Origin of the sequence: Micromonospora sp. KC207, from assembly GCF_004348615.1 — a bacterium.
Classification (GTDB): Bacteria; Actinomycetota; Actinomycetes; order Mycobacteriales; family Micromonosporaceae; genus Micromonospora.
This window is the reverse complement of record NZ_SMKJ01000116.1, coordinates 1-19,063: the sequence shown is the minus strand read 5'-3', so window position 1 is coordinate 19,063 and position 19,063 is coordinate 1. Positions and strand designations below refer to the sequence as shown.

Sequence of the window (19,063 nt, the reverse complement as noted above, 5' to 3'; positions counted from 1 at the left end):
GCCCGGGCACAGCCACCACGACGGATCCGACCGACGCGAGGCCGACCACGGCCGCGACCAGTACAACCGCACGGTACGTGGTCGTGGTCGGACGGGTCACCGCCCGCCGGAGTTCATCACACGCCCTGGCAGTGAGGCGAGCCTTACCTTATGGTGAGCGGTGCTGCTGAGACGTCCTGCTGTCGCCCACACCGGCCTCGCGGTGCGTGCCGACGAAGCGTCCACCATGTCAACGGGTCGGCTGTCCGACCTGCCCCCGGGCAGTCGGGTGACGATCGTCGATGACCGCCAGCCCCCGTCAGTTTCCGTGCGACACGAGGTCGCGCGGTGCAGTGATTACATCGTGTGATGGATCGGAGGGTGTTGCCGATGGTGTGATTCCGGGCCAGTGTCCGAGGGTCCGTCCCCGCCCCGACGTGCGTGGCTGGTAACGGCTGGGTGCGGAGCTCGGGGTTCAAGCCGAAGGACTCTCATGCCATCTGGGCCTGACCCGGTTTGACGGACATCCCAGCTCAGAGGGGCTGTGTGCTCCTCGGGAGGATGTTCATCATGGAAGGCATGGGTAAGAAACCACGTCGGCCGCGTCGGGCGTTCACGCCGGAGTTCAAGGCGGAAATCGTCGAGGTGTGTCGACGGGGTGACCGGACGATTGCGCAGGTCGCGAGGGACTTCGACCTGACCGAGACCGCGGTACGTGAGTGGGTCAGGCAGGCCGATCTCGATGCCGGCACCCGGTCGGATGGGGTTGACCAGCGACGAGCGGGAGGAGCTGGCGCGGCTGCGGCGGGAGAACCGCCGGCTGCGCGAGGACGTCGACATCCTCAAACGGGCCACGGCGAGTTCAATCGGTCGTTGCAACACTGGGCTGTTGTAGTGGGCGTAGCTGTTCGGCGAAGACCTCGGCTGGGGTCTTCCAGCCAAGGCTCTTGCGGGGCCGGTTGTTGACCGCGAGGGCGACGGCTTCGAGGTCCTCGTCGGACCACCTCGACAGGTCGGTGCCCTTCGGAAAGTAACAGCCGATCGGAACCGCCGCGCGCCCAGTCGCGGCAGATCCGCGCATGGGACCATGGGCTTGCCACGTCGACCTCGCTAAAGGGCGACGCGGAACTTCGCACCATCGGCGGGGGTCGTCGGGGCGATCGAGGCCGGCTGCGCCGTGAGATGAGGCGTGATCACTCCCAGCTAGCCGGCGAGCGCCAGGGCGACGTCCAACTCGTGCTGCTTGGCCAGGGATAGGGTGCCAATCCGTTTGATCAGTGACTCCTCGCTGACGGCCGTGCTCCAGGTGCAAAAAACTCTCCCGTCCTTAGGCAGCGCCACTCGGACCACGCCGCTCTCCGCCAGGCCCTCCTCTGTCCCGAAAAAGACCTCGATGCCGATGATCGCGTCCGGCCGGGCCTCCTCGACGATCCGGCGTCGCTCATCGACGTCGACCGCCTGCTCGCCAGACATCAGGACGAACCCGAGCTTCTGCGCCGGGGTGGCCGGTTCGACGATCTGCATGGCTCGGTACTCCGGCCCCGCACCTCCCTGGAGCAGCACGACAGGCCGCTCCTCGTCTATCTGAGCCCACCAAACCTCGCCGCGCTCCACATGCCCTCCTCGCCCCTATCGGCGCTGCCCGCCCGGCTCGCGATGCCATTCCCTGCATATCAAGCATGTTCGGCTGTGCGCACATCGGCACGACCGGAAGTTGACGACCAGCATCGCCATTACCCACCGTGACGACCCGTTCGCGGCATGTGCGTGCGTCCGATCGAGCGGCGGTCCGGATCGTGTCGTGCTGATCGGCGGCATCAGCGAGCGAGCGAGTCGGCGTCGACGGCCCACCCTGAATTTCCTCAGTGGAGGGTAGAGCGGTGGGTGGGGCGGAGGCGGAGATGTTCGGTCTTCACCACCTCCACGGGGACGTCTGCCTGCAGGGGTGAGTGGGTGAGCCAGACCAGCGCGTGCTCCCCCTCACGAACCGGTAGCCGGGGGAAGTCGTTCGCGGCGTACTCGGTCCGTAGCACGGCCAGGGTCTCCTTTGGGCTCTCAGTGGGGTCGGGGAACGGGCCAGCCCAATGCCAGATTGTCGCGTGCAGAACCGATTCGGGGTTGGCGGTGCCGCGGTCGAATACCGGTACCGCGACGATCTCGCGGAGCAGCAGTACGTCGTCCGAGTCGAGCATCGTCGCGTTGGCCGCTGGTCCGTGCTTCGCCCACACGGGGCCGGAGTAGAAGGCCGTCAGGCCGGTCCGACGCGATTGCATGTCGGTGAACCCGCGCAGCCACACGAACCGGTCGGGTCGGTCGAGATCACGGAACTGGCCCAGCACGGCCATCCCCAGCTCCTCCTGGGTCTCGACAAACTCGCGGTCAAACAGGTCGATGAGCTCGTCGCGGCGTCCCTCGTGCAGGGTGTACCGGCGCAACTCGACGATCATGCCAGGATCCTTTCCAGAACGTCGTTGACGGTCCAGCGCGCCAGCGCCGCACGGAACGTGTTGGTTGCTTCGTCATACAGGTCGGTGAGCACCGGACGGATCCCGCGTCCGACCTGACACTCCAAGTTCGGCTCGGAGTGGTGCAGGGCGAGGAGCGGCTCCGGCGAGACGGCGAGCCAGACGTCCAGCAGCGTGATCTCCGTCGCCGGGCGTCCGAGGGAGAAGCCGGCGCCGTTGCCACGGCGTGCCCTCACCAGGCCGGCGCGCTGCAGGTCGCCGAGGCTGCGCCGGACGATGACCGCGTTGGTGTTGACGCTGGCCGCCACCTCTTCGGAGGTGAGCACTTCCCGACCGCGCCGCCTGGCCAGTTCCAGCCACGCCAAGGCGTGGGCCGCGATCGTCACCCTGCTGTTGGCCGCCACCTCGACAGTCTCGCCGACACGCGCAGCAGAAGCAACCATTTCTGTTACGTTCGACTGTCGGTGTGCACATATGCACGTTCAGGTCGGCCGGCCAGGGTCGGCCGGCGGGACGAATCACGCAGACGCTCATCGGAGCGTGATCGAGCGCCCGTTCATCGGCACGTCCGGACGCGAGCACCCGAAGACGGCCACTGAGCGTAACGAGCACTTCGCGGCAGATGCGGATGGGTCGTCTGCCCAATCTTGATCGGCTCAATCTTCGCCCACAGGGCGGAGAACCGGGATGATCTCGATCAGCATGTCGCGCAGTTGGGCTAACCCCAGGCGAAGTGGTAGATCAGGACCCTCGATCATCGCGTCGCACGTCCGCACTGCGGCGTCCCGTTTGTAGGCGTAGATCGTGAATACGTCGCGGACTGCGGTGTGGATCCAGTCAGCATGGTTGTCATCGGCGCTGGTCAGGGCCGACGCCACTGCCGCCAGGCCGGCTGCGTCCTCCTGCCGGAGTAAGGCTTCCGCGGTGGCGCGAGTAACGAACGTGTCGGCGGCGTCGAGCAGGAGCTGCTGCAGCGGTTGCTGCACTCCCGGCATATCCGCGAAGCTCGCCAGGGCGCGGCCGGCGTCCGCGCGGTCCCGAAAGTTGGGGCTGTTTGCGAGCCGTTGCAGCTCCGCGACCACGGCGCGTCGTACCTCATCGCTCATGGACGCCATCATCCGGGACTCAGCGGGCAGGTAGCGGCGGACCAAGTCCCGCCCTCAGCGCGGCATGAGAGCGCGCTCGATCTTGAATCGGGTTCAACGCCGTCGGGTAACTCGGTCGCCGTGTGGTGCCAGGTCCGGAGACAATGCTCGCCGGAAGGCGAGACGGCAAGTGGTATCGAAGGGTGTTGTTGGAGTGGGTCGATGGTTGGGCGGACGCGAATGGCCGGTGACGGTCAGTACCGTCCAGCTCGGGTGCCACCGGTACCGAGTCGTGCGGCCGGCGAAGGCGCCGACGTTTGCCGGCCTCTACGAGGGCCGTCTCGGAGCCCAGTTCTGCCTCGACAAGGAAACAGCGGTGATGTTCACCCAGGCGTGGGGTCTGGCTGCCCGATCACCGCACACGATCGTCTACCTCCCGTTGCGCCACGCGAAACTGCCTACCCACCATGGCTGGGGACGCCCGCTCGACCTGGTACTGCTACATCACCGTCTCGCGTTCCCGCCGTCACGGTGGAAGCAGGTCCGTTCCCGGTTGGGGACCGGCCGGCCACACACCGTCGTCCTACCCCCTCACGCGTGGCCGGTGCGGCCGATCGGTGACCATCGACGAGCCTGGCATCAGGAGTTTCGCGATCATCTTCGGTGGGACATCGCCGCAGACACGTTGGTGCTGACCGGCAGCCGCGAGGCGTTCGAGTTGGAAGCCGACCAGGTTCGCGCCTTGGCCGAGGAGTGTCCGGCGCATCGTGCCCGCACGCCGGGCACGCACTGCTGCGCCGAGATCGGCATCGGCAGAACTCGGCGCCACCCTGACCGCCGCCGGCCGTACGCCGAACTGCACGCCGAATACTCACAGTAGCGCCAGGTGGCGGCAGCCGGGGCGATGGACGGCAGCGCGCCACGCGGCAGAAGAGTGCGTCGACGCCGGGTCGCCTGGTGGTGTGGGAAGATCCGGCCGTGAACGGCTTCGCCAGACCGCTCGACGGCATGAACGCCTTGATCATTGGCGGCGGAGGCGACGGAATCGGACGCGCTGTCTCGCGGGCATTCGCCGCAGCCGGTGCGGCGGTCGCCGTCGCCGACCTCGATCCGGAGCGTTCCGGCGAAGCTACGGATGAGTTGGTGAGCTCCGGCCTCCGGGCCGTCGCGCTCGCCGGTGACGTGCGATCTCCGTCCGCCATCGACGGGTTTGTCAGCCAGTCCGTCGCCGCCTTCGGACGGCTTGACACGCTCGTCACCGTCGTTGGAGGCCAAGTCGCGTTCGTCCCCGCAATGCGGCTGCATGAGATGAGCGACGACGACTGGGACCTCGCGTACGAGATGAATCTGCGTTACGTCGTTCGGGCGGCCCGTGCTGCAATCCGCGCCTTTCTGGCTCAGGGTGGCGGCGGATCCATCGTCAGTGTGGGTTCGGTGACCGGGGTCATGGCCGCGCCCATGCAGGCCGGATATGGCGCTGCCAAAGCCGGCCTGGCCAGTCTCGCTAAGACAGTAGCCGCGGAGTACGCCGCCGACGCGATACGCATGAACGTTGTGGCCTGCGGCGCCATCGCGACGGCCGCCGCGAAGTCCGCACATGTCGACGGCGAAGTACCCGAGATCCCGATGCGCCGGCTCGGGGCACCGCGCGATGCCGCTGCGGCAGCCGTTTACCTGGCTTCGCCGCTCTCGTCCTATGTGACCGGGCAGAGTCTGGTAGTCGACGGCGGAGTGACAGTACGCGGTCCGTTCGCGGTCTGACCTGAGGGTGGGAACAGCCTCTGCGTTCCGGTCCCGGCGCCTAATAGTGCTTTGTTAGGTTGGGACGAGTTGGCGGCAGAGGGGGCAGAACCCGAGCCAGGTCGCGAGTAGGTACTGCAGTTCGCGGAGGACGGCGTAGAGGCTCAGGTTCGCCCCACTGCTTTTGGGCGTGTCAGCCTCAGTTGGGTGAGGAACAGTTGGGCGGCTGCGGTGAGGGTGACGTGGCGGTGCCAGCCGATCCAGGAGCGTCCTTCGAAGTGGTCGAGACCGAGGGCGGTTTTGAGTTCGCGGTAGTCGTGCTCGATACGCCAGCGGCTTTTGGCCAGGCGGACCAGTTCGGCAAGTGGTGTGTCGGTGGGCAGGTCGGACAGCCAGTAGTCGCTGGGTTCGTCCTGGCCGGGGGGCCATTGCACGAGCAGCCAGCATTCGGGCAGGACGCCGTCGTCGCCGCGGTGGGGTCCGCGTTGGATCATTCGGCCGGCGGGACGCACCCGCAGGGCGAAGAAGTGTCCGGACAGTTCACCGGCGGGCCGGTCCGGGTTGTGCTCGGGTGTGGGTAGCCGGGCACGCCAGCGCACCAACGTCGTGGCGTCGGCGCCGTGGGCGAGGGCGAGGTCTTTCAGGCTGCGGGCCGGGTGCGGGTACTTGGGTGTGGGGTGCTTGCCGACTCCGGCGTAAGGCACCTCGACCGGCTGGGCGTCGCCGGGTTGCGCGGTGGTGGACGACGTGGTCGCCACGATGTAGCCGATGCCGCGTTCGGTCAGGCCCTGGCGGAACTCGGCGACCTGGCCGTAGCCGGCGTCGGCGGTCAGCAGCGGCGGACGCAGCCCCCACTCGGCCAACTCGTCGAGCATCTCCAGGGCCATCAGCCACTTCGGCCGGTACCGCTCGGTGTCGGGGACCTTCGATGCCGCCCGCGTCGGTGATGACGTGGTGTTTCGAGCCTGGCTTGCGGCGGTCGACCGGGCTTGGACCGGTTTTGGGCCGCCCTTGAGCGCCCGGACGTGGGAGCCGTCGATCACCGCCCGGGACATGTCCAGTTGCCCGGTAACCCGGAGTTTGCCCAGCAGGATCTCGTGCAGTTGTTGCCACACGCCGGCGTTGTTCCAGTCCCGCAACCTGCGCCAGCAGGTCATTCCCGACCCGAAGCCCAGCTTTTGGGTAGGTACTCCCAGAAGATCGCGGTGTAGAGCACGTACCGGATCCCGCACAGCACCTTGCGGTCATTTAGGGGCTTGCGTCCGGGGTTGCGGTACCGGCGAGGCGGCCGGGGCGGTAGCAGCGGCGCGATCTCGGCCCACAGATCGTCCGAGACGATCCACGGCGGCTGCTCACCCCTCCTCACGTCCAGACAGAACGATCCTCACGTCCAGCCGGTTACGCCCAACATCATTTTGTATGAGTTGTAAGTCGAACGGTGCGGATCGCCGCGACCCAAGCCAGCCTATAAGCTGCCGCGTCCGTATCCAGGTTGCGGACGATCAAGGCCCTGCGCAGTGGTCCGCGGAGAAGGTCCGGACGACTGGAGCGGTCATTGTCCGGACCTACCTCGCGGATTTCCGGTGATCGCCGACACTGGATGGCAGCTTGATGTGCGACCAGCCCAGGCCAGCTGACGCCCTCAGTCGGCGTCCCAGAACGCGTCCTCTGCCTGCTGGTCGGTCGAGAACAGCCACACCTCCACGATCTTGTCACCCTCAACACGCAGCACGTCGACGCCGTCCATCGACATCTCGGCGCCGTCACGCTTGGCGCTGAAGTGCACGGGAAGGGCGCACAGCGCGCCGTTGACCATGAGGGCGCCAGTGACCTGGATCTCCAACGTGCCGTTGGTGACGCCCATCTGCCCGCCGAGCATCTCGTTGACTGCGGCGGCGCTGCGACGCGTGCCGGAGAAGCGGTTGCTGCCGGGCTGGTGCCACACGATGTCGTCGGCGAACATGCTCGCGACCGTGGCGAAGTCCTTGGCGGACATCGCGTCCACGTAGCGGCGGGCGACGGCGAGAGTAGCGGTGGAATTGGACATCGAAGTCTCCCTTGGGTCGAGGTATTACCGCTGCTGGTAGCCTATGGTTACCAACAGTGACCAGTTACCTCAACGTAACTAATGGGAGGGTGTGGCTGGTGTCACAGCACCCACATCTCAACGTCCTCACCGCGACGTGCCCGTCGCGTACCTCGCTGGCCCGCATCGCCAACAAGTGGACGGCGATGGTGGTGATCGTGCTCGGCGGCGGCCGCCGACGGTTCGGCGACATCCGTGCCACCGTCGACGGCATCAGTGGGAAGGTCCTCACCGACACACTTCGAGACCTGGAACGCGACGGACTCGTCGCGCGGCACGCGTACGCCGAGGTGCCGCCCCGGGTCGAATACGAACTGACCCCGCTGGGACACACACTGCACGAACCCCTACAAGCACTGAGCCGCTGGGCGGAGGAGCACATCGCGGCGGTGCTCGCGGCACGGGAGGAGTACGACACCCGCCGCTGAACTCACCAAGAAGATCGCGCGGAAATGGTTCTCACCAAAATGGCCCATGGGACAAACCATGGTCATTTAATTTGCAAGTGGGACATCTCTTTTGCGAACCTACATCAGGGCCTGGTGCGGAGCGGGGCGTTCTGAGCGGCCATGAAGGGCACCGGGTCGATCGCGCCGTTCGGGCTCGGGTCGCCGTGGTGGTGCACCTCGTAGTGCAGGTGCGAGGCCGGAGCTGTGGCCGGTGGAGCCGACGACACCGATGGGCTGGCCGACGGCGACCGGCTGCCCGACCGTCACCATCGGGGGTTGGTCCATGTGGCAGTAGCGGGTGAGCAGGCCGCCGGCGTGGTCGATGTCGACGTACCAGCCGCACCCGCGCGTGAGAACGGGGTCGCCGTCGCGGTCGCAGCCCCATTCGGCGCCGGTGTCGGTGTGGACGGCGTTGCAGCGGACGGTGCGGACGGTCCCGGCGGACGCGGCGCGGATGATGGCGCCGCGCGGGGCGCTGAGGTCGACGCCGTCGTGGCCGGGCCGGTCCGAGGTACGGACCCCTGACCCGACAGGGGCGAGGACCGGCTGCGTCCACGGGCCGGTGGCCCCGCACCCGGCAACCAGTCGGGTGGCGGGTCCTTCCCATTTCGCGTAGGCGTCGGGGAAGGCGCTGACCTGCACGGCCTGGGCGGCCTCGGTGAGTGGCATCGCCTGCCAGCCGCCGATCGTTGCCAGCTTGCCGAAGAACTTCTCCGACGCGTAGACGGGGTCCTGAAGCCGGGCGCGGCTGCCCCACCCTTGGCTGGGGCGCTGCTGGAACAGCCCGACCGAGTCCCGGTCACCGCCGGCCAGGTTCCGCAACAACTGGCCACCTCCACCAGCGTCGTTGTCGTTCGCTGCGGATGCGGGCACGTTCGCGGCGTTGGGCGGCCAGGACGTCGGGGTGGCGGGCGTTGGCGTTGCGCCAGCGCAGGTACGCCTGCAGGTGCCGGGTCCGCGCGGGGTGGTTCGAGCCGGCGATGACGAAGGTGCGTAGCGGTCCGAACTGGGCCTCGATCGGGTTGGCCCGGGAGGCGTAGGTTGGGGTGAAGGACAGCTCGACCTTGTTCCGGGCCGCCCACGACCGGATCTTCGAGCCCTTGTGCGCGGACAGGTTGTCCAGAATGACGTAGATCGGTGCCCCATCAGGGCGGACGGCCCGGATCGACTTCAAGGCGGCGAGGGTGTTCGGGCCCGGCGCTCTTGCGGCGGCGCACGACGCCCCGGAGTTGATCGTCGCCGACGCTGTAGCAGCCGTGGAACTGCCGGACGCCGTGCAGCTTGTGGTAGTTCGCGGGCAACCGGCGTGGGTGCCCGGCCGGTGCCCACCCGGTGCCGGCCTGCGGGCGGATCACCAGGGGCCCGAACTCGTCGAACGCGAACACCCGCTGCGGAAAGTGGCTGCTCACGTACTCGATCCGGGCGAGCTTGGTGTCCCGGTCAGGGTCGGTGGACTCCTTCCACGTCTTGGTCCGCTGGAAGGTGATCCGGTGTTTGAGCGGCGACCATGGTGACGAGGGTGTCGATCAGCTCTTCGGCGGTGGTGTGCCATTTGTCGCCTTCGAGCTGGCCGGTGAGTTCCATGCCGGCGATGCCGTCGGCGCTGGCGAGGAGTAGGGCGGCGTATCGGCGGGCGTGGTGTTCGCCGGTCACGGCGGCGACTACTTGCAGGGATTCGTCCTGCGTGGGCTGGGCAGCCCGGGCGAACGCGGTGGGATCGCTGGCGGGGCTGCTGAACATCAGACGGTAGAGATGGGGTTGGCGGCGGGCGAGGTTGATGAAAGCGGCGAGGAGGGCCCGCAGCTTTGCGGCCGGTGTGAGGCTGGGGTCTCGGTGGATGGCGCCGATTCGTTGACCGAGTTCGTCCCAGGCATGACTGCCGACCGCGATCATGAGGTGTTCCTTGTCCGGGAAGTGCCGGTAGGGGGCTCCACGGGTGACCCCTGCCCGCGCTCCAACGGCACGGAGGGTCACGGCTTCGAGGCCGCCGTGGTCAAGCAGCTCGGCCGCCGCTTCGAGCAGGGCCTGGCGTGTCGCGGCGGCGGTTTCAGCCCGGATCATCCGTTCATCCTATGGCCGGGTTAGGACGCCTTTGCCGACCGTAGGCGAAGGGTTGTGGCTACCAGCCCCTGAGGTTGCTACGGCTGTTCGGCCAGCGACTCGAGGTGGTGGCCCAGGTTTCGTTCGAGGTCGTCGATCCCGATCTGGGCGATGAGTTTGCCGACGGCCCGCCCTCGAGCCTCGACGCCAGGTCCCGTGGTGGACCGGGCGGACTCGACGAACGACGCCAGCAGGTTCTCCTCCGGCGGCAAGGTGGAGCGGTTCACCTGGGTTCTGACCGCCGTGATGGCTTGTTTGTCGAAGCTGGCGATACGCCGGGCCACAGCGTTGACGAAGTCGTCGAGTTCGGCGTCGGGGATCGCCCGGGTGACCCAGCCGTACTGTGCGGCGCGGTCGGCGTCGTAGTCCTGACCGGTCAGGAGTACCTCCAAAGCCCGGTCGCGGCCGAGGAGGTGTGTCAGTCGTTCGGTGCCGCCGGCGCCGGGGACCAAACCGAAGCCGACCTCGGGCTGGCAGAAGATCGCCTGTTCCCGGCTGGCGTAGCGCAGTCGAAGGCGGCGGTGTACTCCGCGCCGCCGCCACGGGTACGTCCCCGGATCGACGCGATGCTGACGAACGGTGCGGCAGCCAAGCGCATGCCGAGTTCGACGAACCCGGGCAAGGGCCGGCGAATTCAGGCGGTCGAAGCATTTGCCTCTACGAGTTCGGCGAACATCTTGGAGGGCTGCTTCGCGATCCGCGGCGGTAGGGTCCCGGCGGCGGCGATGATCGCGTCGCCGACGGTCAACGCGTCGCGGCCGGACAGCGGGACCAGGACCAGGAACCGGAAGGTCCGCTCCACCAGCGTCGCCACCGCCGACTTTCCGCCCTTGCCGATCACGAGGTCGCCCTCCCAGTGTCCCGGGACCTGCCGGTCGTCGGCCTCGGCGGGACGTTCGTCGAGGTAGCGGGGTTCGCGGATCCTTGGTGCCGGGGCCGGACGCGGCCCCGAGCGGCGGGCGGTGCGGCCGGTGCGTAACGCGATGAGTTCCCGGGCCAGGGTGGACACCGGCTGGGCGTGAAGCCACTGGTAGATCGCGTCGTGGGACACCCGTACAGCTTGATCGCCGGCGTAGTCGCGCGGCAACCGGCCCGCGATCGACGCCGGCGACCAGCCACCGCGCAGCAGCTCGGTCACCACCGCTCGCAGCCGTGGTGACCGGTCGACCGCGTACACCTTCGGCCGCCGCCGGCCGGGCGCCGCCGACTCATCGGCGGCCACCGCCCGGTACCCCGCCCGGCCGCCGTGTCGGGCCACGTCCCGAGAGACCACCGACGGATTCCGGCTGATCAGCCGGGCGATCTCCTTGTATTCCAGGCCCTCGACCAGACCACGGAACATCTCTTCACGATCAGCCAAGGTCAACATGTTGCGCACGGCGGGCATCCTGTCCCACCGAACCACCAAGATCAAGTGCTACGACTGACTGAACTCGCCGCCCGCTGCCGGCCATGTCCGCGATGGCCGGGATCTGGTCGCTGTCGACGTGGTTGAAGAAGAATCCCGGCGTTGCGCTGTCGAAGATGACGACGCTGACCTGTTCCTCGCCGCTCAGACGGTCGACGATGTCCGACAGTTCAGCCACAGTGTCCGCGCCGATCAGGTTGAACGGTGGACTGGCTGACGTGACTCGACGTACCTTCGACGTCTGGTCGTCCACTGTGAACTGCTTTAAGAGGTTCGTTCCACTGGTCGGGTGGCGTAGGCGCGAAGCTCATCGGCCCATGTTGTGGGATTGCGCCATTTGCCGGAGTCCTTCTTCCACGGTGATCGTCGGCTGATAGCCCAGTCGAAGTCGTGCGCGGGTGATGTCGTAGACGCGGTCGCGGCCCATGAACGAGATGATCCAAGGGGTGAGCGGTGGCGCGGTGGCGCTGCGACGCGCTTTCGCGGCGGTCTGCATGAGCGTGGCCAGAGGTGAGGCGACTGCCCGGGGAACGCTGTTGGCCGCGCTGACGTCGACGCCGCGGGTGGCCAGCAGAGGGGTGAAGAAGTCGCGGGCGGGGCGAGGGCTGCCGTCGGTGACGTAGCAGATCAAGCCGTGATCCCCACGGTCGAGTGCCAGCGTGATGATGTGGGCGAAATTGTCGACGTGGCAGAAGTCGACCATGTGCCGCCCTCCGTCGATCCAGGAGAATCGGCCGGCTTCCACGGAGTCGATGAATCCCTGCAAGGTGTGGGTCATGCCCCGGCCCCACAGGAACGGCGGCCGGATGACGACCAGGGACGTGTTCCCGTGCGGCAGGGCAAGCAGTTCCTGCTCGGTGCGGAGCTTCACGCGGCTGTAGGCGATGTTCGCCTTGCCCGTGTCGGAGTTCTCGTCGACGGTGTGGTCGTGATTGGTGCCGGTGGAGACACTGGCCGCGGACACCAAGACGAATCGCTTGACCCGTGCGTCCACGGCGGCCTGGTAGAGGGCGCGGGTCGGCAGCAGGTTGCGGTCGACGAAAACCTGGTCGGGTCCCCAGAAGGCCATGAAGGCCGCCGAGTACACCACGGCGTCGACCTCGCCGAGAATCTGTAGCCATGCAGGCCCGCTGCCGGACTTGACCAGGTCCGACAGGTCACCGCTGACCGGGAGCCCGCCGGCCGATGTGATCGCGTCCGCGGCCGCCGCGGACCGCGCGAGCGCGTGCACCGTGTGCCCGTCGTTGACCAGCCGCCGGAGGATTGCTCCTCCGGCGAAGCCCGATCCGCCCGTGAGAAAGATTTTCATCGACACTCCTCGACGATTGCGTGACGCCCACGGCATACGTACGGATGTCGACTCCCGCGGACCGAGAGCCCCGGCGTCACAAGATGACGGCGTCATCACAGCCAGCGTAAGCAATCGAGATGACATCGTCAACGCTTTGGGATGACTTTGTCATCAGCGGGATGGCTCATTGCCGACTCAGGCCTCCTCGAACGCCGACAATTCGTCGAGGAATCGACCGCGGGTGCAACAAGGGCCTCCTGGCCCGGACAGCAATCCCGGCCGCCCCAGTCCGAGCCCTACCGCCAGCCGCCCAGAAGACTGTCCCGTACCGACGCTGCGGCGTGGATGCCCGCGGTCGCCGGCGGCTGGCGTAAGGGTATGGACCGGCGCGGTGACCGTCCGCGTCGGAGATCTCCCAGTCAGGCTGCGGCACCCGCCTGTGGGTCCTTCACCGGAGCTGTGACCGCGGCCACCGCGCGGGCCGTCGGCACCGTTTTGTTGCGTGAGGCGATGGTGCTGCGCGGGTCGATGGATCTGCGGTCGACCGACGGCTGTTTCCAACCAGGACGTGCCGGTCGTCCTGATCAACGGAGCACGCCAAACAGGCAAGAGCACGCTGGTCCGCCTCGTTGCCGGCGATCGTCTCGCCGAGCGCCGCGATCTCGACCGGGCGCAGGACCGGGCGGCGGCGATCGCCGATCCGGTCGGATTCGTGGACTCGCCGGAACTCCTGGTCATCGACGAGATCCAACGCGCTCCGGAGCTGCTGCTGGCCATCGAGGCGGCCGCCGACGAGGATCCCCGCCCGGGCCGTTATCTGCTCACCGGCTCGTCTCGCCTCTTCGGCATGGTCGCCGCCCCGGACGCGTTGCCCGGCCGGATGGAAACCGTCGAGCTCTGGCCGTTGTCCCAAGGTGAACTCGACGCAGCGCCGGACGGATTCGTCGACGCCCTGTTCGCGTTCGGTCCGGATCTGCGACACGAGTCGGAGGTGACCCGCACCGACTACGCGGCCAGGATCGTGCGCGGCGGCCTGCCCGAGGCCACCACCCGCACCGCCGCCAGCGGTTCCTCGACGCCTACGTCCAGGCGCTCATCGACCGCGACGTCCGCCAACTGTCCGCCATCCAGCACTAGGGCGAGGGCCGATGCCTCGGACACGATGTGCGAGAGCCGGGGATCGATCGAGCGTGGGGATGGCGTACGGGGTGACTGCCCATAACGGGGGCGCGGGGCCGCCGTTCCTTGACTGGCCTGACTCCCACGCCAACCGTCGCTGCAGCGGCTTGAATGGCGGTGCGCAGGTCAGCAGGGACGGGCGGGACTGGCGCATCGGCGCCGCCGCCGACGTGAGTTGGATCGCTGGCCACACCACTGCCGGCGTTTCGATCACCACCGCCATGCCGCCGGTCTTCGGCGCCTACGCCACCACGTGCCAGGCCGACGACGTCACCGCCGCCGCCTACGAGCAGGCCCTGATCGAGGGCCTCTCCACGCACACCCCCGACCAGCCGTGGTGGCTGGCCTACCTCGACACCGGCGCCCACGACATCGTCTTCCCCCACGCCCCGAGGGCGCGGTCACCCTTCGACGAGGACTACCCCTGCCGCTCTCGGCGGTTGGCAGCAGCTGGTCGGTTTGCCGTAGATTCGCTTCCCGTCCGGACCACGACCACGACCACAGGACAGGCTGCCGCCGATCCCCGCGCGCCCGGCCGACGTGGTGGCTCTCCTGGGTAGGGTGGGGGGCTGTCCGCTTCCGGTGGGAGGTAGATGATGACGGCGCAGCCATCTCGACCGACGTTCGGGCTGGACGACTTCGCGCTGGACGACCGGATGCGGCTGTTCGGTTACGTGACGGCGGAGAACCGGTTCGCCTACCTGTGGCTGCTACGGGCGTTCGACTCGGCGCGGTCCAGCTACCACGTGGTGCTGCACACCTCCGACGTGGCCGCGGCGCTGGCGGCGTTGCACGACGCGGACGCCGACTGCCCGGATCCGGCGGGGCTGGAGTTGCCGCGGCTGCTCGACGCCCTGGTGGAGTGGGGGGTGCTCGACCGGGGGCAGGACGGTTCCCGGGCCACGACGCTGGCGGAGTACCGCAACCGGCACTCGGTGTACCAGTTCACCGAGGCCGGGTACCGGGCGCACCGGGCGGTGGAGGCGGTGCTGTCGGCGAGCATGGACGACTCGACGCTGTCCCGGCTGGTCTTCGCCGACCTCCTGGCGGACCTCAACGCGCTCGCCGTAGCCAACGAGGCGGGGGACGCGGAGGAGGTCTACCGCAAGTTCAACCGGCTGGACCGGGCGTTGGCCGACATCGCCGAGCGGGCGGCCCGCTTCTATCACATGCTGGGCGACCTGAGCCGCACCAACGACGTGCGGCCGGAGGTGTTCCTCGCGCACAAGGACGCGCTGCTGGCTCACCTGCGGGACTTCCATGACGAGTTGCAGCGGTACACGCCCCGGCTGCGCGCGGCGGTGCACGAGGTAGAGACGACCGGTCTGGACCGACTGATCGAGGCCGCCGCCGAGGCCGACGAACGGCTGTTCCACACGCCGGTGCAGCGGCTGGAGGACTGGCGGCGGCGCTGGGCGGGGCTGCGGTCCTGGTTGGCGCCGCCGGGCCCGGAGCAGCTCAGCGAGGCGGACCGGTTGTCGGACGCCACCATCGCCGCGATCGGTGACGTCCTGGCCCTGCTGCGTCGGGTCACCGAGGCGCGTCGCGGTGGGGTGAGCCGGGAGTCGCAGTTGCGACACCTGGCCGCGTGGTTCACCCATACCGGCAGCCAGGAGGCCGCGCACGCCCTGTTCGATGCCGTGTTCGGCCTCGGCGCTCCACGCCACGTCGGGGTGGCGCACCCGGATCCGGAGGCGATCGCCAGCCGGCTGTCGTGGTGGGAGGCGCCGGCGGTGGAGCTGTCCCGCACCCTGGTGACCACCGGCCGGGCGCCGGGGCGGGGCCGGGGACGGCCGGCCCGGCTGGACCGGGTCGACGAGCGCCGGCACCGGCTGCGCGGCGACCAACTCGCCCGGGAGCGCCGGCTGGCCGACGCGGCGACGGCGCTGGCCGACGTGGGCGTGGACGACCACCAGTTGGACGGGTCGCAGACCCAGGTCCTGCTGCGCCTGCTCGACATCGCGTTGGCCGCTCGGGTGGGCGGCAGAGCCGGGGTGCCGCTGGCGGCCGCCGCGCACGGCGTCCGGCTCACCCTCACACCCACGCCCGGCCGGTTCGCCACGGTGCGCACCGCCGAGGGCCGGCTGCATCTGGACGGGTACGCGTTGACGGTCACCGCCGCGCAGCACACCGCAGTCCACCGTCCCGAGTTGGTGCCGGCGTGAGCGGGGAACCGGGCGCGCTCCGACCGGCGGCCCACCGGTTCGCCGTCGACGTTTCAGAGTTGGAGTTGGCGGACTACCAGCGGGCGGTGCGGCTGGTCCTGCGCCACCCGCTGATCACGGCGACCTGGCCGGACGAGCGGGCGCTGCCCCGGGTACGTCGGTTCTCCGCCACGCTGCGGCGGGATCTCGCCGAGGCGTTCGGATATCGGCTGGAGCTACACGGTGCGACGGCCCGGCTGGTGCGGGCGAAGGACCGGCTCGACGGCACCCAGCCGGCGGTGTCACGCACCGGGCGCCCGTTCGACCGGCAGCGCTACGCGTACCTGTCGTTGTGCCTGGCGGCGCTGGGCCGCGCCGGGATCCAGATCACCCTCAGCGAGTTGGCCGACTCGGTGGCCGGCGACGCGAACCGGATCACCGGCTTGGGGTTGGATCCGGACCACGGCCCGGACCGGCGGGCGTTCGTGGACGCGGTCGGCTGGCTGGAGGAGCGGGGCGTGCTGCGGCTGGCCGACGGCTCCAGCGCCGCCTGGGCCAGTGACCCGGGGGCCGGGGAGGCCCTGTACGACGTGGCGCGGGACGTGGTGTTCGCGCTGTTCCGGCCGACCCGGGTGCTGCAGCACGTCGACTCGGTGTCGGCGCTGCTGGATCGGGCGGTGAGCAGCAGCGGCAACGCCGAACGCCGGCAGGCGGCGCAGGCGGCCCGGCGGGCGGTGGTGGAGTCGCCGGTCATCTACCACGCCGACGTCGAGCCGGCGGTCGCCAACCACCTGCGTGGCTCCGCGCTCGCCGCCGACCTGGCCCGGCTGACCGGGCTGCGGGTGGAACGGCGGGCCGAGGGCGTGCTGCTGGTGGACACCGCCGGGTTCACCGCGGAGCGGTTCCCGGGCACCGGCTCGGTGGCGCAGGCCGCGGTGCTGCTGGCGGTGAGGATGGCCGACCGGGTGGCGGACCCCGACGGCCGCCGGGTCAAGCGGCTGACCCCGCCTGACGGGCACGCCCGGCAGCAGGCGCTAATGAGCGACATCGACGCCGGCCTGCCCGCGGCCACCCTGGTACGCCTCGACGACGCCGGTCCGGACGAGCCGTGGGCCGCCGACGACCGGAGTGACCCTGACGAGGCCGACGGCGCCGGCCGGTTGCCGTTCATCACCGACAGTTTCCTGCGTACCGCCGTCGGGGAGATCCTGCAGCGGTACGGGACCGCGTTCGGGGCCCAGTGGCACGCCGACCCGGACCGGCTGCGGGTCGAGGCGGTCGCGCTGCTGGAACGGTTCGGCGCGGTCACCGCCGTGCCGGGCGGGATGCTCGTCCGGCCGCTGGTGGGGCGGTACCGCCACACGGTCGCCATGGTCAAGCCCCGCGTCACCACCGAAACCCTGTTCTGAGGAAAGTCGACTGTGATCGAGCAACGCGCCGTCCGCCGGTTCGCCCCCACCCGGGCCGGGATCATCAACCTGTGGGACTACCGGGACGAGGAGTTCAGCTTCGTCGACGGGTGGCTGGTGCTGCGCGGGCCCAACGGGTCCGGCAAGACCAAGGCGCTGGAGGTGCTGTTCCCGTTCGTCCTCGACGGGCGGATCGAACCGCGCCGGCTCAATCCGTTCGCCAGCGAGGACCGGACGATGAAGTCGAACCTGCTCTACCGAGGGCAGGAGGTCACCCACGCGTACGTCTGGATGGAGTTCGGCGACGGCGAGCAGTACGTGACCGTCGGCATCGGGTTGCGGGCACACCGGCACGTCGACCGGGTCACCCGCTGGCACTTCGTGGTCGACGGCCGGGTCGGGGTGGACTTCTCCCTGCTCGACGCCGACGACCGGCCGCTGACCCGCCGCGACCTGATCGACCGGCTGGGCGTCGAGGCGGTGCGGGACTCGGCGGAGGACTACCGTCAGCTCGTCGACGCCCGGCTGTTCGGCCTCGGCCCGGCCCGCTACGAGCAACTGCTGGACCTGGTGCTGACCCTGCGCAAGCCGCAACTGGCCAAGGACCTCAACCCGGTCGAGCTGTCCCGCACCCTGCAACGGGGGCTGCGCCCGGTCGAGGACCACCTGCTGGTGGAGGCCGCCCGCTCGTTCGACGACATGGAGGCGGTCGCCCGTACCCTGGAAGGGCTGGTGGCGGCGGACGCCGCGACGGCCTCGTTCCTGACGGTCTACTCGACCTATCTGCGCACCCACGCGCGGGCGGCCGCCGACGCCCTGACCGCCCGCCGCGACGCGGTCGCCACCCGGTCAACCGCACTCGATGACGCCCGTCACGCAGCCGACGCGGCGGCGAAGGCGGAGTCCGCGGCGGGTGAGCGGCTGCGGGCCGTGGAGGGCGAGCCCGGGCGGCTGCGCGCCCACCTGGACAGCTTGAAGGCCTCGGCGGCATACCAGTCCCACGAGCAGCTCGCCGACCAGCAACGGCACGTGCACGACCTGGCCGAGGCGGCCGGGCGGGCCCACGAGGCCGTCGTCGCCGAGGAGAGCGCGGCGGCGCGGCGGCGTACCGAGTCGGAACGGGCGACGGTCGCGGCTCGGGACACGCGGACGGCGGCCGACCGGCTCGCCGCCGATCTCCTGCTCGACGCCGAGGCGGCCGGGATCACCTGGAGCGCCGACGACGCCGCCCCGGACGACCTGGCGGCCCGGATCACCGCGCGGGCCGCCGCCCGCCGCGACGACGTGCGCGCCGTCCGCGCGCAGGTGGCGCGGCACGACCAGGCCGACCGCGACCACACCCGGGCCGCCGCCGACGCGGCCGGCGCCACGACTGCGGCCGCCGACGCCGAGCAGGCCGAGCGGCGCGCCGAGGACGCCGTCGCGCAGGCCCGCGCCCGGCTGCGCGCCCAGCTCGAGCAGTGGGCGCAGGCCAACGCCGGGCTGCTGGCCGACATCGCGCGCCCGGACCTGGCCGTCGGGCTGAGCGCCGCCGTGGACACCACCGGCGAGCCGGGCGCGCCGACCCTGCGCGAGGTGTACGCCGACGCCACGGCCACCGCGGTGGCCCAGCGGCGGGACCGGCTCGCGGCGCTGGCGGCGCAGCGCGCGGCGCTGGCCGACCGGCGGGCCGAGGTGGCCGCCGAACGGGACCGGATCGCCGCCGAGCACGACGACGCCCCACCCGCC

Annotated in this window: 17 protein-coding genes and 8 pseudogenes; 10 read left to right on the top strand and 15 right to left on the bottom strand. The window is 69.6% G+C overall.

The genetic code is table 11. The annotated features are described in order from the left end of the window. Positions 1-540: 540 nt before the first annotated feature. Together E1258_RS35900 and E1258_RS33375 are read left to right on the top strand one after the other, a co-directional pair. Positions 541-699 (top strand): annotated as a pseudogene (locus tag E1258_RS35900) (transposase); the annotation flags it as partial. 22 nt (positions 700-721) lie between these two features. Then, positions 722-874, top strand: coding sequence for a hypothetical protein (locus E1258_RS33375; RefSeq protein WP_165949789.1), 153 nt, complete (start codon positions 722-724; stop codon positions 872-874). On the opposite strand, the pseudogene E1258_RS16410 reads toward E1258_RS33375, so the two are convergent. From E1258_RS16410 to E1258_RS16390, 5 genes and pseudogenes are all read right to left on the bottom strand, one after another. Next, positions 842-1,012: pseudogene (locus E1258_RS16410) on the bottom strand (IS30 family transposase); the annotation flags it as partial. The gene E1258_RS33375 and the pseudogene E1258_RS16410 overlap by 33 nt on opposite strands. 170 nt (positions 1,013-1,182) lie before the next feature. Further along, positions 1,183-1,593, bottom strand: a complete 411-nt coding sequence (locus E1258_RS16405) for a hypothetical protein (RefSeq protein ID WP_132401700.1) — start codon at positions 1,591-1,593, stop codon at positions 1,183-1,185. Positions 1,594-1,841: 248 nt separating this feature from the next. Next, positions 1,842-2,426, bottom strand: a complete 585-nt coding sequence (locus tag E1258_RS16400; protein WP_132401697.1) for an NIPSNAP family protein — start codon at positions 2,424-2,426, stop codon at positions 1,842-1,844. Beyond that, the gene (locus E1258_RS16395) at positions 2,423-2,848 is read right to left on the bottom strand and encodes an Rrf2 family transcriptional regulator (RefSeq protein ID WP_132401694.1); all 426 of its coding nucleotides are present in this window, start codon (positions 2,846-2,848) and stop codon (positions 2,423-2,425) included. The genes E1258_RS16400 and E1258_RS16395 overlap by 4 nt, the downstream gene beginning before the upstream one ends. A gap of 252 nt (positions 2,849-3,100) precedes the next feature. Further along, a complete protein-coding gene (locus E1258_RS16390; protein WP_132401691.1) occupies positions 3,101-3,550 on the bottom strand; it encodes a hypothetical protein in 450 nt (149 codons plus the stop codon). Between the two features lie 271 nt (positions 3,551-3,821). On the opposite strand from E1258_RS16390, the gene E1258_RS16385 reads away from it, so the two are divergent. Together E1258_RS16385 and E1258_RS16380 are read left to right on the top strand one after the other, a co-directional pair. After that, the gene (locus E1258_RS16385; RefSeq protein WP_207919589.1) at positions 3,822-4,409 is read left to right on the top strand and encodes a hypothetical protein; all 588 of its coding nucleotides are present in this window, start codon (positions 3,822-3,824) and stop codon (positions 4,407-4,409) included. Between the two features lie 128 nt (positions 4,410-4,537). Beyond that, entirely contained in the window at positions 4,538-5,290 is a 753-nt protein-coding gene (locus E1258_RS16380; RefSeq protein ID WP_132401710.1) for an SDR family NAD(P)-dependent oxidoreductase, read from the top strand. Positions 5,291-5,433: 143 nt separating this feature from the next. Here the strand turns inward: E1258_RS16380 and E1258_RS16375 are convergent. The 3 genes and pseudogenes from E1258_RS16375 to E1258_RS16365 form a co-directional block, all read right to left on the bottom strand. Further along, positions 5,434-6,207, bottom strand: a pseudogene (locus tag E1258_RS16375) (IS701 family transposase); the annotation flags it as partial. Then, positions 6,206-6,608 (bottom strand): annotated as a pseudogene (locus E1258_RS34865) (transposase); the annotation flags it as partial. The pseudogenes E1258_RS34865 and E1258_RS16375, both read right to left, overlap by 2 nt. Positions 6,609-6,911: 303 nt before the next feature. Further along, entirely contained in the window at positions 6,912-7,316 is a 405-nt protein-coding gene (locus E1258_RS16365) for a nuclear transport factor 2 family protein (protein WP_132401682.1), read from the bottom strand. Between the two features lie 98 nt (positions 7,317-7,414). On the opposite strand from E1258_RS16365, the gene E1258_RS16360 reads away from it, so the two are divergent. Next, on the top strand, positions 7,415-7,783 hold the full coding sequence (locus E1258_RS16360) for a helix-turn-helix domain-containing protein (protein WP_132401679.1): 369 nt from the start codon (positions 7,415-7,417) through the stop codon (positions 7,781-7,783). 104 nt (positions 7,784-7,887) lie between these two features. Here E1258_RS16360 and E1258_RS16355 read toward each other — a convergent pair. The 7 genes and pseudogenes from E1258_RS16355 to E1258_RS16325 all read right to left on the bottom strand — a co-directional run. Next, a pseudogene (locus tag E1258_RS16355) lies at positions 7,888-8,626 on the bottom strand (M23 family metallopeptidase); the annotation flags it as partial. Beyond that, positions 8,604-9,285: pseudogene (locus E1258_RS16350) on the bottom strand (transposase); the annotation flags it as partial. The pseudogenes E1258_RS16355 and E1258_RS16350, both read right to left, overlap by 23 nt. Beyond that, entirely contained in the window at positions 9,245-9,865 is a 621-nt protein-coding gene (locus tag E1258_RS16345) for a TetR/AcrR family transcriptional regulator (protein WP_132401675.1), read from the bottom strand. The pseudogene E1258_RS16350 and the gene E1258_RS16345, both read right to left, overlap by 41 nt. Positions 9,866-9,942: 77 nt before the next feature. Beyond that, positions 9,943-10,386: an enoyl-CoA hydratase/isomerase family protein gene (locus E1258_RS16340; protein ID WP_256371006.1), complete on the bottom strand. Its 444-nt coding sequence runs from the start codon at positions 10,384-10,386 to the stop codon at positions 9,943-9,945. 152 nt (positions 10,387-10,538) lie between these two features. Further along, entirely contained in the window at positions 10,539-11,264 is a 726-nt protein-coding gene (locus E1258_RS16335; RefSeq protein ID WP_165949790.1) for an IS30 family transposase, read from the bottom strand. Continuing rightward, entirely contained in the window at positions 11,257-11,565 is a 309-nt protein-coding gene (locus tag E1258_RS16330; protein ID WP_132401670.1) for a hypothetical protein, read from the bottom strand. Before E1258_RS16330 ends, E1258_RS16335 begins: the two co-directional genes overlap by 8 nt. 54 nt (positions 11,566-11,619) lie before the next feature. Continuing rightward, positions 11,620-12,621, bottom strand: a complete 1,002-nt coding sequence (locus E1258_RS16325; protein WP_132401707.1) for an NAD(P)-dependent oxidoreductase — start codon at positions 12,619-12,621, stop codon at positions 11,620-11,622. 514 nt (positions 12,622-13,135) lie between these two features. On the opposite strand from E1258_RS16325, the pseudogene E1258_RS16315 reads away from it, so the two are divergent. From E1258_RS16315 to E1258_RS16295, 5 genes and pseudogenes are all read left to right on the top strand, one after another. Then, a pseudogene (locus E1258_RS16315) lies at positions 13,136-13,737 on the top strand (ATP-binding protein); the annotation flags it as partial. Between the two features lie 152 nt (positions 13,738-13,889). Continuing rightward, the gene (locus tag E1258_RS34860; protein WP_243715494.1) at positions 13,890-14,342 is read left to right on the top strand and encodes a hypothetical protein; all 453 of its coding nucleotides are present in this window, start codon (positions 13,890-13,892) and stop codon (positions 14,340-14,342) included. Between the two features lie 36 nt (positions 14,343-14,378). Then, positions 14,379-15,947 carry a TIGR02677 family protein gene (locus tag E1258_RS16305; RefSeq protein ID WP_132401667.1) on the top strand — a complete coding sequence of 523 codons (1,569 nt, stop codon included), beginning with the start codon at positions 14,379-14,381 and terminating at the stop codon, positions 15,945-15,947. After that, the gene (locus E1258_RS16300) at positions 15,944-17,335 is read left to right on the top strand and encodes a TIGR02678 family protein (protein WP_132401664.1); all 1,392 of its coding nucleotides are present in this window, start codon (positions 15,944-15,946) and stop codon (positions 17,333-17,335) included. Before E1258_RS16305 ends, E1258_RS16300 begins: the two co-directional genes overlap by 4 nt. A gap of 12 nt (positions 17,336-17,347) precedes the next feature. Further along, positions 17,348-19,063, top strand: a pseudogene (locus E1258_RS16295) (TIGR02680 family protein); the annotation flags it as partial.

What these genes read in the sequence shown, in the direction of transcription:
- E1258_RS16380 (WP_132401710.1), top strand. Translation starts at nt 4,538, where the DNA reads ATGAACGCCTTGATCATTGGCGGCGGAGGCGACGGAATCGGACGCGCT.
- E1258_RS16305 (WP_132401667.1), top strand. Translation starts at nt 14,379, where the DNA reads ATGACGGCGCAGCCATCTCGACCGACGTTCGGGCTGGACGACTTCGCG.
- E1258_RS16345 (WP_132401675.1), bottom strand. Translation starts at nt 9,865, where the DNA reads ATGATCCGGGCTGAAACCGCCGCCGCGACACGCCAGGCCCTGCTCGAA.
- E1258_RS16400 (WP_132401697.1), bottom strand. Translation starts at nt 2,426, where the DNA reads ATGATCGTCGAGTTGCGCCGGTACACCCTGCACGAGGGACGCCGCGAC.
- E1258_RS33375 (WP_165949789.1), top strand. Translation starts at nt 722, where the DNA reads ATGCCGGCACCCGGTCGGATGGGGTTGACCAGCGACGAGCGGGAGGAG.
- E1258_RS16365 (WP_132401682.1), bottom strand. Translation starts at nt 7,316, where the DNA reads ATGTCCAATTCCACCGCTACTCTCGCCGTCGCCCGCCGCTACGTGGAC.
- E1258_RS16325 (WP_132401707.1), bottom strand. Translation starts at nt 12,621, where the DNA reads ATGAAAATCTTTCTCACGGGCGGATCGGGCTTCGCCGGAGGAGCAATC.
- E1258_RS16390 (WP_132401691.1), bottom strand. Translation starts at nt 3,550, where the DNA reads ATGAGCGATGAGGTACGACGCGCCGTGGTCGCGGAGCTGCAACGGCTC.